General features: G+C 63.5%; 16 protein-coding genes. 14 read left to right on the forward strand and 2 right to left on the reverse strand.

Annotation, left to right across the window (positions count from 1 at the left end):
• Window positions 1–107 precede the first annotated feature (107 nt).
• Window positions 108–233, reverse strand: a complete 126-nt coding sequence (gene ykgO, locus AiwAL_RS11360) for a type B 50S ribosomal protein L36 (RefSeq protein WP_235704685.1) — start codon at window positions 231–233, stop codon at window positions 108–110.
• Window positions 234–379: 146 nt separating this feature from the next.
• Between ykgO and AiwAL_RS11365 the strand changes: the two genes are divergently transcribed.
• The 8 genes from AiwAL_RS11365 to rseP are packed head-to-tail and all read left to right on the forward strand — an operon-like array spanning window position 380 to window position 6,796.
• Window positions 380–820: a hypothetical protein gene (locus tag AiwAL_RS11365; protein WP_262312716.1), complete on the forward strand. Its 441-nt coding sequence runs from the start codon at window positions 380–382 to the stop codon at window positions 818–820.
• An 18-nt stretch (window positions 821–838) separates the two neighbouring features.
• Window positions 839–1,750, forward strand: a complete 912-nt coding sequence (locus AiwAL_RS11370; protein WP_235704688.1) for a D-amino-acid transaminase — start codon at window positions 839–841, stop codon at window positions 1,748–1,750.
• Window positions 1,747–2,487 (forward strand): UMP kinase, encoded by a 741-nt coding sequence (gene pyrH / locus AiwAL_RS11375; protein ID WP_235704689.1) that lies wholly within the window; start codon window positions 1,747–1,749, stop codon window positions 2,485–2,487. The genes AiwAL_RS11370 and pyrH overlap by 4 nt, the downstream gene beginning before the upstream one ends.
• Before the next feature lie 9 nt (window positions 2,488–2,496).
• Complete coding sequence (gene frr / locus AiwAL_RS11380; RefSeq protein WP_235704690.1) at window positions 2,497–3,063, forward strand: ribosome recycling factor; 567 nt, start codon at window positions 2,497–2,499, stop codon at window positions 3,061–3,063.
• Between the two features lie 8 nt (window positions 3,064–3,071).
• Window positions 3,072–3,830 carry an isoprenyl transferase gene (locus tag AiwAL_RS11385; RefSeq protein WP_262312717.1) on the forward strand — a complete coding sequence of 253 codons (759 nt, stop codon included), beginning with the start codon at window positions 3,072–3,074 and terminating at the stop codon, window positions 3,828–3,830.
• Window positions 3,827–4,519 carry a phosphatidate cytidylyltransferase gene (locus AiwAL_RS11390; RefSeq protein WP_235704692.1) on the forward strand — a complete coding sequence of 231 codons (693 nt, stop codon included), beginning with the start codon at window positions 3,827–3,829 and terminating at the stop codon, window positions 4,517–4,519. Before AiwAL_RS11385 ends, AiwAL_RS11390 begins: the two co-directional genes overlap by 4 nt.
• Window positions 4,510–5,685, forward strand: a complete 1,176-nt coding sequence (gene dxr / locus AiwAL_RS11395; RefSeq protein WP_262312718.1) for a 1-deoxy-D-xylulose-5-phosphate reductoisomerase — start codon at window positions 4,510–4,512, stop codon at window positions 5,683–5,685. The genes AiwAL_RS11390 and dxr overlap by 10 nt, the downstream gene beginning before the upstream one ends.
• A 22-nt stretch (window positions 5,686–5,707) precedes the next feature.
• Window positions 5,708–6,796: an RIP metalloprotease RseP gene (gene rseP / locus AiwAL_RS11400; RefSeq protein WP_235704696.1), complete on the forward strand. Its 1,089-nt coding sequence runs from the start codon at window positions 5,708–5,710 to the stop codon at window positions 6,794–6,796.
• A 1,130-nt stretch (window positions 6,797–7,926) separates the two neighbouring features.
• Here the strand turns inward: rseP and AiwAL_RS11405 are convergent.
• Window positions 7,927–8,454 carry a hypothetical protein gene (locus AiwAL_RS11405; RefSeq protein ID WP_235704698.1) on the reverse strand — a complete coding sequence of 176 codons (528 nt, stop codon included), beginning with the start codon at window positions 8,452–8,454 and terminating at the stop codon, window positions 7,927–7,929.
• 610 nt (window positions 8,455–9,064) lie between these two features.
• Between AiwAL_RS11405 and vapB the strand changes: the two genes are divergently transcribed.
• From vapB to AiwAL_RS11435, 6 genes are all read left to right on the forward strand, one after another.
• Entirely contained in the window at window positions 9,065–9,286 is a 222-nt protein-coding gene (gene vapB / locus AiwAL_RS11410; RefSeq protein ID WP_235704699.1) for a type II toxin-antitoxin system VapB family antitoxin, read from the forward strand.
• Between the two features lies 1 nt (window position 9,287).
• Window positions 9,288–9,701, forward strand: a complete 414-nt coding sequence (gene vapC / locus AiwAL_RS11415) for a tRNA(fMet)-specific endonuclease VapC (protein ID WP_235704700.1) — start codon at window positions 9,288–9,290, stop codon at window positions 9,699–9,701.
• 71 nt (window positions 9,702–9,772) lie between these two features.
• Window positions 9,773–9,979 (forward strand): DUF6494 family protein, encoded by a 207-nt coding sequence (locus tag AiwAL_RS11420; RefSeq protein ID WP_235704702.1) that lies wholly within the window; start codon window positions 9,773–9,775, stop codon window positions 9,977–9,979.
• Window positions 9,980–10,183: 204 nt separating this feature from the next.
• On the forward strand, window positions 10,184–11,203 hold the full coding sequence (ilvC, locus tag AiwAL_RS11425; protein ID WP_235704704.1) for a ketol-acid reductoisomerase: 1,020 nt from the start codon (window positions 10,184–10,186) through the stop codon (window positions 11,201–11,203).
• A 38-nt stretch (window positions 11,204–11,241) separates the two neighbouring features.
• Complete coding sequence (cysK, locus tag AiwAL_RS11430; protein ID WP_235704706.1) at window positions 11,242–12,174, forward strand: cysteine synthase A; 933 nt, start codon at window positions 11,242–11,244, stop codon at window positions 12,172–12,174.
• Window positions 12,171–12,788, forward strand: a complete 618-nt coding sequence (locus tag AiwAL_RS11435) for a DedA family protein (RefSeq protein ID WP_235704707.1) — start codon at window positions 12,171–12,173, stop codon at window positions 12,786–12,788. Before cysK ends, AiwAL_RS11435 begins: the two co-directional genes overlap by 4 nt.
• The last annotated feature ends 5 nt before the right edge of the window (window positions 12,789–12,793 follow it).

The following is a 12,793-nucleotide window of genomic DNA, read 5'->3' on the forward strand; positions in this document are numbered from 1 at the left end:
GCTCTCGCAAAGCGCGAGCCGCTCAAACTAATTCGCCGTCGAATGAATTATAAAAAATCCAGATTCGGCCGTCCGCCGTGGCCGGCCCGCGCGGCGGCGCGCTCGATTCAGCCCTGGCGGGCCTTCATCCTTGGGTTCTTCTTGTTGATCACATAGACGCGGCCATGGCGGCGCACGACGCGGCAATTCTTGTCGCGGGTCTTGGCGGAGCGGAGGGAGTTGCGGATTTTCATGACATGATCTCGGGTTGGCCGTTCGGGTTGCGCGGCTTATGGAAAGCAAGCCGCCTCCTGTCAACCTCGGCCAACCCTGCCACGGCCCGATTGACGCGCGGGCCGGCGGGCCGCATGGAACGCCGATCGCATAAGGAACGGGGACGATGGCGGAGCGGGAACGGGTTTCGGTCCAGCGGATCGGCATGATGCTGACCGGGTTTCTGATGCTCGCGCTGATCGGCGTCTTTGCGACCTATGCCGCCCCGATCCCGGCGATGCGCGGGGTGATCGCCGAGACCGCGATCGCCCGCGCCGCCGCCTCGGGCGATCCGGCGGCGATCCGCGCGGCGCTCGCGGCAGCCAAACCCCTGCTCGGCCGGCGCGGCCAGCAAACCCTCGCATCGCTCGCGCCCGATCGCGCCGGCCTGGGCGAGGCAGCGACCGTGCTCTCGGCCGAAACCGCCGAGGCCAGCCGCCTCGTCGCATACCGGCTGCGCCTGATGGTGATCGTCATCGGCGTGGTCGCCGGCTTGTTCGGCGTCGCCCTGCTCGGTATCCGTGACGCGAAACCCACAAGGACCATCACCACCGGCCCCCGACCCTGAACCCGGACGAGAAACGCCATGAGCCGAATCGCCTATGTCAACGGACGCTACCTGCCCCAGCGCGACGCCTGCGTGAACATCGAGGATCGCGGCTATCAGTTCGGCGACGGCATCTACGAAGTCCTCCATATCCATGACGGGCATTTCGTCGATACCGACCTGCATCTCGCCCGCCTCGCCCGCTCCCTGCGCGAAATGGCGCTCGCCCGTCCGATGAGCGATGCCGCCTTGCTCGCCGTGCTGCGCGAGGTGGCGCGCCGCAACCGGGTGACCGAAGGCATCGTCTATATGCAGATCACCCGCGGCGTCGCCCGGCGCGACCATGCCTTCCCGCGCGCCGGAACCGCGCCCGCCCTGGTGGTCACCGCGCGCCACGGCAATGCCTTCCCGCGCGATATCGATGCCTGGGCCGCCGGCGCGATCACCGTGACGGATATCCGCTGGGGCCGCTGCGACATCAAATCGGTCAATCTGCTGCCCAACGTGCTGGCCAAGCAGAAGGCGCGCGAGGCCGGGGTTTACGAGGCGATCCTGATCGACGCCTCGGGCAATGTCACCGAGGGGTCGTCCACCACGGTCTGGGCGGTCGATGCGAACGGCGTGCTGCGCACGCGGCAGCTCGACGATCACATTCTCCCCGGCTGCACCCGCGCCGCCCTCGCCGCGATCCTCGCGGAAAACGCCGTCGCATTCGAGGAACGCGGCCTCAGCGAAACCGAATTCCGCGCCGCGCGCGAGGTTTTCCTCACCAGCGCCACCTCCTTCGTCAAGCCCATCGTGACGCTGGACGGCGCCACGGTGGGCGACGGCAAACCCGGCCCGGTCGCGCGCCGCCTGTTCGCCCTGTTCGCCCGCCACGCCGATGGCGATGCCCATAATTCACTGTCCGCTTGCACAGCACCCGCGAATGGGATGAAACCGCACCGATGAACGACAGGACAACCAATTCCAACGGTCACTACCGCCGGGTTCTGCTGAAGGTCTCCGGCGAGGCGCTGATGGGGCGGTGCGATTACGGGCTCGATACCGAAACCGTCGCCGCCATCGCCCAGGATATCAAGGATGTTGTCGCCCTCGGCGTCCAGGTCTGTCTGGTGATCGGCGGCGGCAACATCTTTCGCGGCGTGTCGGGTGCGGCAGGGGGGATGGATCGCGCCCAGGCCGACTACATCGGCATGCTGGCGACCGTGATGAACGCGCTCGCCATGCAATCGGCTCTGGAGAAATGCGGCGTGCCGACCCGCGTGCAATCGGCGATCCCGATGTCGGCGGTGTGCGAGCCCTATATCCGCCGCCGCGCCGAGCGCCACATGGAAAAGGGCAGGGTGGTGATTTTTGCCGCCGGCACCGGCAATCCGTTCTTCACCACCGACACCGCCGCCGCCCTGCGCGCCACCGAAATGAAGTGCGACGCCCTGCTCAAGGGCACCCAGGTCGACGGCGTCTATTCCGCCGATCCGCGCAAATTCGCCGGCGCCGAGCGTTATCAGGAACTGACCTATCTCGATGTCCTCGCGCGCGACCTTTCGGTGATGGATGCCGCCGCCATCAGCCTCGCCCGCGAAAACGACCTGCCGATCATCGTCTTCAACATTCGCGCGCCGGGTGCTTTCGCCGCCGTCATGCGCGGCGAGGGGCGATTCACCCGCATCGTGGAACAGCGTTAGGAGCATCCAATGCCAGCCGATCTCGACAGTATCAAACAAGATTTGTCGCGCCGGATGGATGGCGCGATGGACACGCTGAAGCGCGAATTCAGCGGGCTGCGCACCGGCCGCGCCAATCCCGCTTTGCTCGACCCGGTGAAGGTCGAGGCCTATGGCACGATGATGCCGCTCAACCAGGTCGCCACCGTCGCGGTGCCGGAATCGCGCATGCTCACGGTCCAGGTCTGGGACCGCTCGATGGTCAACGCCACCGTCGCCGCGATCCGCGATTGCGGCCTCGGCCTCAACCCGCAGCCGGACGGCCAGTTGATCCGCGTGCCCTTGCCGATCCTGACCGAGGAGCGGCGCAACGAACTCGCCAGGGCCGCCGGCAAATACGCCGAGGGGGCGCGGATCGCGGTGCGCGGCGTGCGGCGCGACGGCATGGAAACCATCAAGGCGCTGGAGAAGAAGCACGAAATCGGCGAGGACCAGAGCCGTGACTGGTCCGATGACGTGCAGAAACTGACCGACGCGATGATCAAGCGGATCGACGAGCTTCTCGCCGAGAAGGAAAAGGACATCAGGCAGGTCTGACCCACGCAATGGCCCACCGCGCCGCGCCATCCAGCGCCCCGCGCCATATCGCCATCATCATGGATGGCAATGGCCGCTGGGCGACCCGCCGGGGCCTGCCGCGCGTGGCGGGCCATCGCGAAGGCGCGCGCGCGGTGCGCCGCACGGTGGAAGCGGCGATCGAACAAGGAATCGGCTGGCTGACCCTGTTCGCCTTTTCGTCGGAAAACTGGCGCCGCCCGGCCGAGGAAGTGACCGACCTCACCGGCTTGCTGCGGCACTATCTCCGCTCGGAGCTGAACGAACTGGCGGAGGCCGGCGTGCGCCTGCGCGTGATCGGCGAGCGCGACCGGTTCGGCCCGGCGGTGCAGCAGGAACTGGCGGATGCCGAGGTCCGCACCGAAGCCAATACGACGCTCAATCTCGTCATCGCCCTGTCCTATGGCGCGCGCGCCGAAATCGCAGCCGCCGCACGGCGCATCGCGGAAGCGGCCAAGGCAGGCCGCCTGGAGCCTGCGTCAATCGACGAGGCCGGCTTCGCCGCCCATCTCGCCACCGCCGGGATGCCGGACCCCGATCTGGTCATCCGCACCAGCGGCGAGCAGCGGCTGTCGAATTTCCTGCTCTGGCAGGCCGCCTATGCCGAGCTGATTTTCGACGATGTGCTCTGGCCCGATTTCGGCGCAGCCAATCTGGCTGGTGCGATCGCCGAATATACAAGGCGCGAGCGGCGCTTCGGGGCCCGTCCCGCGCATACCGGCGCCGCCCGGCCCGAAGCGTCACGATGAGCGCGCAATTGGCCGAATCACCCCCCCGCTCGACCAATCGGTTCCACGATCTCGGCATCCGCACCGCCTCCGCCGCCGTGCTGATCCCGCTTGCCGTCGCCGCCCTGATTCTCGGCGGCTGGGCCTGGAGACTGCTGATCCTGGCATTCCTCGCCGGGCTGTTATGGGAATGGCGCGCGCTGAGCCGGCATGTCGCGGCCCCGAACCGCAAAGCGTTCGCCGTTGCCGGCCTCGCCTATGCCGGGCTTCCGGCGATCGCGCTGCTCTGGCTGCGCTTCCTGCCCCATGGCCCCGCCGACATCCTGTTCCTTCTCGTCGTGGTCTGGGCGACCGATATCGGCGCCTATGCCGCCGGAAGGCTGATCGGCGGCGCGAAGCTTGCCCCCGCCGTCTCGCCGGGCAAAACCATCAGCGGGGCGATCGGCGGCCTCGCCATCGGCATTCTTGCCGGCGTCATCATTGCGCGCGGTCCATCCGGCATCCTGCCCGCCGCATTGCTCAGCGCGGTGTCCCAGGCTGGCGATCTCGCGGAAAGCGCTTTGAAACGCCGGCTCGGCGTCAAAGATTCCGGCCGGACCATCCCCGGCCATGGCGGGCTGTTCGACCGGCTGGACGGGGTTCTCGCCGCCGCACCCATTGCCGCCGGTCTCGCGTTGCTCGCCCAGGGAGGAGTTCCGCTATGGCGGTGAAGACAGTCACGGTTCTCGGCTCGACCGGCAGCGTCGGTACCCAGACGCTCGACCTTCTCGCGGCGTCGCCCGAGCGGTTCCGGGTGCGCGCCTTGATCGCCGGGAACAATGTGGCGCGCCTCGCCGAACAGGCGCGCCTGCACCGCCCCGAAATCGCGGTCATTGCGGAAGAATCAGCCTATCCCGCCCTGCGCGATGCCCTCGCGGGAACCGGCATCCGCGCCGAAGCCGGCCGCCAGGCCGCGATCGGCGCCGCCGGTATGAAAGCGGACTGGACCATGGCGGCGATCACCGGCACCGCCGGGCTGGAACCCACCCTGGCGGCGATCCGCAACGGCGGCGCCATCGCGCTCGCCAACAAGGAGGCACTGGTCTCCGCCGGCGATGTGTTTCTCCGCGCGATCGACGCCGCCGGCGCCACCCTGCTGCCGGTCGATTCCGAGCACAACGCGATTTTTCAGGCGCTTGCCGACGGCAATCGCCGATCGCTCGAAAAAATCATCCTTACCGCCTCGGGCGGGCCGTTCCGCGAGGCGAGCCTCGCCGACATGCGCGAGGCCACGCCGGAACGCGCGCTGAAACACCCGGTCTGGTCGATGGGCGCGAAAATCTCGATCGATTCCGCCACCTTGTTCAACAAGGGGCTGGAGGTGATCGAAGCCGCCCGCATCTTCGCGCTGGCCCCGCACGAAATCGAGGTTCTGGTCCATCCGCAATCGATCGTCCACGGCATGGTCTGCTATCGCGACGGCAGCGTTCTCGCCCAGATGGGCGCGCCGGACATGCGCATCCCGATCGCCCATACCCTGGCCTGGCCGGAGCGCCTGGAAACCCGTTCGCCCCGGCTCGACCTCGCCGCCGCCGCGAAACTCGAATTTTTCGCACCCGATCCCGTGCGTTTCCCGGCGCTGCGCCTCGCCCGCGAAGCGCTCGTCGCCGGGCAGGGCGCCTCGACCGTGCTGAACGCGGCGAACGAGGTCACGGTGGCCGCCTTCCTCGCAAGGCGCATCGGCTTTCTCGACATCGCCATCGTCGTCGAACGCACCATGCAGCGGCTCGGCGCGCCGCCTCTACCCGATCTCGAAGCCGTGCTCGCGCTCGACGCCGAGGCCCGTGTCATCACAGAGTCGGAATTGCGGATCGCCAGCGCCTCCCGCGCCGCGTAATTGCGCGCTATATGCTGAAGTCATGATCGACTTCATCCGCTCGCTCGCCGCCTTCGTCGTGGTGCTCGGCATTCTCGTCACCGTGCACGAGCTTGGCCATTATCTGGTCGCGCGCTGGCGCGGCGTCGCGGTCGAGGCTTTCTCGATCGGCTTCGGCCCGGCGCTGCTGAGCCGTACCGACCGCCACGGCACGGTCTGGAAACTCTCCGCCATCCCGCTCGGCGGCTATGTCCGCATGAAGGGCTGGGCCGAACTCGGCGGAGCGACCAGGGGCGAGACCGATCCCGGCAGTTTCCGCACCAAATCGCTCGGCTCCCGTGCGCTGGTCGTCGCCGCCGGCCCGGCCGCCAACATGGTGCTCGCCTTCGTGCTGTTCACCCTGGTGTTCGCGACCGCCGGCGCCCCGGTGGTCCGGCCCGTGGTGAGTTCGGTGCTACCCAACTCACCGGCCGCTGCTGTGGGCATCGTCAAGGGCGACCGCATCGCCAGCATCGACGGACGAACGATCAAGACCTTCCGCGACATCCAGAACATCATCCTGACCAGACCGGACGACCGGATCGCGATCACCTTCACCCATGACGGCGCGACCCACGGCGCCAACCTCACCACCAGATCCCGCATGGTCGATGGCCGGCAGGTCGGCGAACTCGGCATCGTCGGCGCGGATGTCGTCTATCGACGTCTTGGTCCTGTCGCGACAATTGTCGCGGGTGCCCGCGAAACCTATGCCGCCGCCGCCGCCACGCTCGGCGGGCTGTGGAATCTCGTGGTCTATCAAAAAGGCGTGAAAAACCTTGGGGGGCCGGTGCGCATCGCGCAAATCTCCGGCCAGGCCGCCGCACTCGGCATCGCCGATTTCGTCTCGTTCATCGCGCTGCTGTCGGTCAATCTCGGCCTGATCAACCTGATCCCGATCCCGATCCTCGATGGCGGGCATCTGCTGTTCTACGCCGCCGAGGCGCTGTATGGCCGCGCTTTGCCGCGCCGCGCGCAGGAACTCGCCATCCAGATCGGCGCCGCCATCCTCGCGACCCTGATCATCTTCGTCACCTGGCACGATCTCGGCCATATCGGCCTGATCCACTGGGTGTCGCACCTGCTGGGCTGATCCAAAGGCCGTCTTAAGTCCAGGACCGTCATTGCGAACCCGCGTAAGCGGGTGAAGGGGAGCCGACACGAAAGTATCTTCGCTGTACGCCAGACATGAACGCCGCAAGAACGTTTGTCCGTTTTCCCGTCCGAAAACTGGCCCACCGTCCGCATCGGTGCGGAAACTGGCTTGTCCGCGATCTCGTCGGCTCGCATGATTCTCGGACGCTTTCGAAGCGGTCCGATAATCCTCGATTTTTGGACAAACGTACGTAAATGCTATGGATCTGGGTTATCCGGGGGTGGATCGTCTAGCTGTGCATGCCACCGGACTATTTGATGTGTTCCATTATCATCGCTGCAGTATTGAGTTGGAACGCACGCTTGGCTAACAACCTGCCCATCTTTTACGCTTGTTCCAAGCCAGCGGAAAGCAGTTACTATCGCACCCGCTTCGCTAGCATTGTCTTCTGGCAAAGGAGTGCTTACCAGTACGCGAGCACTTGGATCGCACGTCTCGACTAGGATCTCGTTTCGCAACTCAAGCGGGTTGTGCAGGAGATGGATACCGAAGCGACGCAGTTTGTTTCGGTGTGCTAGAATTTTGGCGACGCCCATTAAGGTCTCCGTGTCCGATTCTCCGATTGGAATCACGCCTGCGAGTAAGCCACTATCTGCAAATTCCAGACCGATGCCCCCGATGTTCACCGCGCTGGGGCCATCTGAGTCGAACATAAGCCTTGTGACTGCAAGGCCAGCAGGAGCGTCAGAGGTAGGACGTGAAATGAGGCGTCGGGTAGAATAATTAGCGGTTTCAACGCAGATCTCATCTGCGTCAATGGTAAAGTGCTTATGCAACAATATTACGCCAAATCGGTTATGCGCGTGTTTCGATAACAGATGACATCCAATGTCATCGAGACAGCCTTGGTCATCTGCCAAAAAATCGCCGACACCTGCGTTGTCGATGTGAGGAAGTTCAGCATAGTCCTGAGTACGATGTGCGCGTATTTCTAACATAGCCAATCCTCCTGTTGATCTGCGAAAAGTGTTGTGCTTTGCCAGACTGCAGTTGATTTTTTTACGATATCGGGCTGGTATTAAATCAGACTGCAAAGGCATATATTTGACGACCGACGCACCGCCTTTTCATCGGGTATTTCTCTTTACAAAAACCAGCCGGAAGCTGGCCGAACCGCCCACCTCGGCGCCAGTTCCCAAAAATCCCACTTTCCCCGAGCCATTGACTGCCAATTCGACGGAAAATTGCTTTAATTCAAAACGGTGCGGTTCCTTCACTCCATTGTTTATATTATCTAGAGAGCTGAGCAAGCTGGAACTTATATTTTTGATTTTGTTCAAAATTTTGTTTTCATTTACGTTTATCGCAATTAGTTTATTTTGAATCATGTAGTATTTTAGGGATTGATTTTTAGTTTGTTTTTGGATCGCTAGCATATGTTCTTCAATTTTGGATTTCTGGCTGGGCGGCACATTGGGCACGCTTACGAAAACGACAAAATCCTTCGATTTCATGATTTCGGCTGCGGGCCGCTCTCCCGGCACAGCGTGGGTTAGGAGCTGCGACTTCGCGGGTCCAGCACCGCAGAGCAAAATTGGAAGCATAAGACATGCTGCCAGCCCGCCGACCGAAACACTTCGAATGCGCAAGGCCATCCTCTTTTGCCAAGAGAGTCGCCATTTCAAGGCTTGATGGCCTTATCTTAGCTGCATTGGAGCTTATCTGTCATCTTTTATTTCGATGTCGGTTCCAGAATCTGTTGAAACGGCACCATCAAGTTGAGCGGGCTGCAGCATGGCGGTGACGACTTGATGGGCGTGGAAAGCTGGTCGGTTGTGATTTAGGAGCCTTGTGCAGTGGCGACCCGATCACGCGCCGGTTCGATCAGCTCAGATGGCGAGCGTCCGTTCAGATCGAAGCGCGGTTGCGTGAACCGGGTTGCCATGCTCCGCTCCTATCCGGGGTCCCGACACGAAAGTATCGTTTACGTACGCTTGTCCGGGAATCGAGAATTTATCGGACGGTTTCAAGAATGTCCGAGAACCTCGCCAGCCAATGAGAACATGGACAAGGCCGTTTTCGGGCGGGAAAACGGACAAACGTTCTTGCGGCGTTCATGTCTGGTGTACAGCGAAGATGCTTTCGTGTCGGCTCCCCGTGAAGCAATTCATCGCGGGGCATAGCCCCTGGGTTAATCGTATATCCGATTGACATATCCCGCCCCGATGGGTATACATTCCTGATATCCTGAAGGTACGAACTCCGATGACCCAAACCACCCTGTTTCAAACCAATCGGTCGCAAGCCGTCCGTCTGCCGAAAAATGTGGCCTTCCCGCCAGGTGTCCGCGAAGTCGTGATCCTGCGGGACGGCGCGCGCCGGGTGATCGTGCCGGCGAATTCGGTGTGGGACGATTTCTTCGACGCGCCCGGCATCGATCTCGGCAGTCGCGATCAGCCCGAACCGCAGGCCCGCGAGTCGTTCTAACATGCTGCGCTACATGCTCGATACCAATCTGTGCATCCGGGTGCTGCGCGATCGCCCGAAAGGATTGCGCGAGCGGTTCAATGCCGAGGTCGCTTCATTGTGCATCTCGACGGTTATTCTATCCGAATTGCTTTATGGCGCTGAAAAATCCGCTCGCTCTGTCGAAAACCGCCACGAGGTCGAGCGATTCGCCGCACGCCTCGAAATCCTGGCTTTCGATGAAGCTGCGGCGGCACACGCGGCTGAAATTCGGATGACTCTGGGTCGCCGAGGTTTTCCGATCGGCGGCTATGATGTGCTGATCGCCGGCCATGCCCGCAGCCGTGGCCTGATCGTCGTCACCGGCAATCTCGGAGAATTCAGCCGCGTCGACGGCTTGCGCTCCGAAGACTGGCTGAGCCCCGCCGCGACATGATATCAAATCCGTCGTTGCGAACCCGCGTCACGCGAATTCGTGCAGCCGCAAGGTCATGGGAGTGAGCGCACATGGACGAAGACAAGTTCAACATGGACGTCCGCAAATTTCTCAAGGTGGTCGGTGTTACCTCGCAACGCGAGATCGACAACGCCGTCCGCGAGGCGGTGAAGGCTGGCCGCCTCAAAGGCAACGAGAAACTCAGGGCAAAGATGACGCTTGAGATCAGCGCCATAGACGTTCGGCATGAGATCGATGGCGAAATCGAAATCGGGTAGCGCAACCTCCCCGATTCCGACGCCCCCGGCATCGAGCCTGGCGAGCGCGATCAGCCGGAACCATAATCGCGACCCGATCGCGACATAAAATTCCGCGTCCCGGCCTCCGCATGGCTCGTCATTGCCGTGCATAGGTTGCAAACCGGCGGAATTTCCCCCATTCGAACCGCCCAGAATTCGTTCCGAACCCCAGGGAGCCCAGAAATGCGCGTCTATTACGATCGCGATGCCGATGTGAACCTGATCAAGGCCAAGAAGGTCGCCGTCGTCGGCTATGGCAGCCAGGGCCACGCCCATGCGCTCAACCTCAAGGAGTCCGGCCTCAAGGAACTGGTCGTCGCCCTGCGCAAGGGTTCCTCGGCCGTCGCCAAGGCGGAAGCCGCCGGGCTCAAGGTGATGGACCCGTCCGAGGCCGCGCGCTGGGCCGACGTGGTGATGATCCTCACGCCGGACGAAGGCCAGGGCGATCTCTATCGCGACCATCTCGCCGCGAATCTCAAGCCGGGCGCGGCGATCGCTTTCGCTCATGGCTTGAACATCCATTTCAACCTGATCGAGCCGCGCGCCGATATCGACGTGTTCATGATCGCGCCGAAAGGCCCCGGCCACACGGTGCGCAGCGAATATCAGCGCGGCGGCGGCGTGCCCTGTCTCGTCGCGGTGGCGCAGAACCCGTCCGGCAACGCGCTCGACATCGCGCTGTCCTACGCCTCGGCGATCGGCGGTGGCCGCGCCGGCATCATCGAGACCAGCTTCCGCGAGGAATGCGAGACCGATCTGTTCGGCGAACAGACCGTTTTGTGCGGCGGCCTGGTCGAGCTGATCAAGGCCGGGTTCGAGACCCTGGTGGATGCCGGCTACGCGCCCGAGATGGCCTATTTCGAGTGCCTGCACGAGGTGAAGCTGATCGTCGACCTGATCTATGAAGGCGGCATCGCCAACATGAACTACTCGATCAGCAACACCGCCGAATACGGCGAATACGTCACCGGCCCGCGCATCGTGACCGCCGAAACCAAAACGGAAATGAAACGCGTGCTCGACGATATCCAGCGCGGCCGCTTCACCCGCGACTGGATGCTGGAGAACCGGGTCAACCAGACCAATTTCAAGGCGATGCGCCGGGCCAATGCGGCTCATCCGATCGAACAGGTCGGCGAAAAGCTCCGCGCCATGATGCCCTGGATCAAGGAACGCGCCCTGGTGGACAAGGCGCGCAACTGAACCGATAGTCCGGGCATAACGCCAGGAGGAGCAAACCCATGAAAATCGCCAAGGACGCGACCGAACTGGTCGGCAACACGCCGCTCGTGCGGATCAACCGGCTTGCCGCCGGCCTGCCCGGCGAGATCGTCGCGAAACTGGAGTTTTTCAGCCCGGCCAATTCGGTGAAGGACCGTATCGGTGTCGCGATGATCGAGGCCGCCGAGCGCGAGGGGATGATCGATCGGGACAGCATCATCGTCGAACCCACTTCGGGCAATACCGGCATCGCCATCGCCATGGTCTGCGCGGCCCGCGGCTATCGCTGCATCCTGACCATGCCCGAAACCATGAGCCGCGAGCGCCGCGCCGTGCTGCGCGCCTATGGCGCGGAACTCGTGCTCACGCCGGGGCCGGAGGGCATCGCCGGCTCGATCAAGAAGGCCGAGGAAATCGTCGCCTCGGGACCGAACTACTTCATGCCCCAGCAGTTCAAGAATGTCGCCAACCCGGCGGTGCACCGGCGCACCACCGCCGAGGAAATCTGGGCCGACACCGACGGCCGCGCCGATATCCTGATCTCCGGCGTTGGCACCGGCGGCACCATCACCGGGGTGGGCGAGGTGATCAAGGCGCGCAAGCCCTCGTTCCGCTGCATTGCCGTCGAACCCGATTCCTCGCCGGTTCTGTCGGGCGGCCCCAAAGGCCCGCACCAGATCCAGGGGCTCGGCGCCGGCTTCGTGCCCGAGATTCTGAACACCGCGATCTATGACGAGGTGATCCGCGTCACCAACGAGGATTCCTTCGCGATGGCGCGCCGTGCCGCGCGCGAGGAAGGGCTGATGGTCGGCATTTCCTCGGGCGCGGCGCTCTGGGCGGCGATCGAGGTCGCCAGGCGCCCCGACAGCGAGGGCAAGATGATCGTCGCCATCATCCCCTCCTATGGCGAGCGCTACCTTTCGACGCCACTGTTCGCCGGCCTGACCGATTGATTCCAGCGCTCGCGCATTTCGTCATCGCGACGATTTCGGCTCTCGGCTACGCCGGAATCGCCGCCCTGATGGCGCTGGAATCCGCCTGCGTCCCGATTCCGTCCGAAGTCATCCTGCCCTTCGCGGGCTATCTGGTGTCCACCGGAAGGTTCGACCTCTGGCTGGTGGCGCTGGTCGGCGCGATCGGCTGCAATATCGGCTCGACGATCGCCTATGGCGTCGGCTACGCGGGCGGCAGGCCGCTGGTCGAGCGCTGGGGCCGCTACATTCTGCTCGACCGCGCGGAACTCGACCGGGTGGATCACTTCTTCGCGCGCTTCGGCAGCGTCACCGTTCTGGTCAGCCGGGTGCTGCCGGTGATCCGCACCTATATCGCCCTGCCAGCCGGCATCGCGCGGATGAATTTCTGGAAATTCCAGCTCTACACCTTCATCGGCTCGCTGCCCTGGTGCTTTGCCCTCGCCTATGCCGGGTTTCGGCTCGGCCGGGCCTGGCAGACCAGCCCGCGCCTGCAGGCCACGATGCACGATTTCACCCTTGCCACTATCGCCGGCCTGTTTCTGCTTCTGGCCTGGTATTTCGCCAGATTATGGCGGAGCCGCAGGACTGCTTAAGCATG

It is taken from the genome of Acidiphilium sp. AL, assembly GCF_025499445.1.
Lineage (GTDB): Bacteria > Pseudomonadota > Alphaproteobacteria > Acetobacterales > Acetobacteraceae > Acidiphilium > Acidiphilium iwatense.

What these genes read in the sequence shown, in the direction of transcription:
- pyrH (WP_235704689.1), top strand. Translation starts at nt 1,747, where the DNA reads ATGAACGACAGGACAACCAATTCCAACGGTCACTACCGCCGGGTTCTG.
- ykgO (WP_235704685.1), bottom strand. Translation starts at nt 233, where the DNA reads ATGAAAATCCGCAACTCCCTCCGCTCCGCCAAGACCCGCGACAAGAAT.
- ilvC (WP_235704704.1), top strand. Translation starts at nt 10,184, where the DNA reads ATGCGCGTCTATTACGATCGCGATGCCGATGTGAACCTGATCAAGGCC.
- dxr (WP_262312718.1), top strand. Translation starts at nt 4,510, where the DNA reads ATGGCGGTGAAGACAGTCACGGTTCTCGGCTCGACCGGCAGCGTCGGT.
- cysK (WP_235704706.1), top strand. Translation starts at nt 11,242, where the DNA reads ATGAAAATCGCCAAGGACGCGACCGAACTGGTCGGCAACACGCCGCTC.
- AiwAL_RS11420 (WP_235704702.1), top strand. Translation starts at nt 9,773, where the DNA reads ATGGACGAAGACAAGTTCAACATGGACGTCCGCAAATTTCTCAAGGTG.
- AiwAL_RS11385 (WP_262312717.1), top strand. Translation starts at nt 3,072, where the DNA reads ATGGCCCACCGCGCCGCGCCATCCAGCGCCCCGCGCCATATCGCCATC.
- AiwAL_RS11390 (WP_235704692.1), top strand. Translation starts at nt 3,827, where the DNA reads ATGAGCGCGCAATTGGCCGAATCACCCCCCCGCTCGACCAATCGGTTC.
- AiwAL_RS11370 (WP_235704688.1), top strand. Translation starts at nt 839, where the DNA reads ATGAGCCGAATCGCCTATGTCAACGGACGCTACCTGCCCCAGCGCGAC.
- rseP (WP_235704696.1), top strand. Translation starts at nt 5,708, where the DNA reads ATGATCGACTTCATCCGCTCGCTCGCCGCCTTCGTCGTGGTGCTCGGC.
- frr (WP_235704690.1), top strand. Translation starts at nt 2,497, where the DNA reads ATGCCAGCCGATCTCGACAGTATCAAACAAGATTTGTCGCGCCGGATG.
- AiwAL_RS11365 (WP_262312716.1), top strand. Translation starts at nt 380, where the DNA reads ATGGCGGAGCGGGAACGGGTTTCGGTCCAGCGGATCGGCATGATGCTG.
- vapB (WP_235704699.1), top strand. Translation starts at nt 9,065, where the DNA reads ATGACCCAAACCACCCTGTTTCAAACCAATCGGTCGCAAGCCGTCCGT.
- AiwAL_RS11405 (WP_235704698.1), bottom strand. Translation starts at nt 8,454, where the DNA reads ATGGCCTTGCGCATTCGAAGTGTTTCGGTCGGCGGGCTGGCAGCATGT.
- vapC (WP_235704700.1), top strand. Translation starts at nt 9,288, where the DNA reads ATGCTGCGCTACATGCTCGATACCAATCTGTGCATCCGGGTGCTGCGC.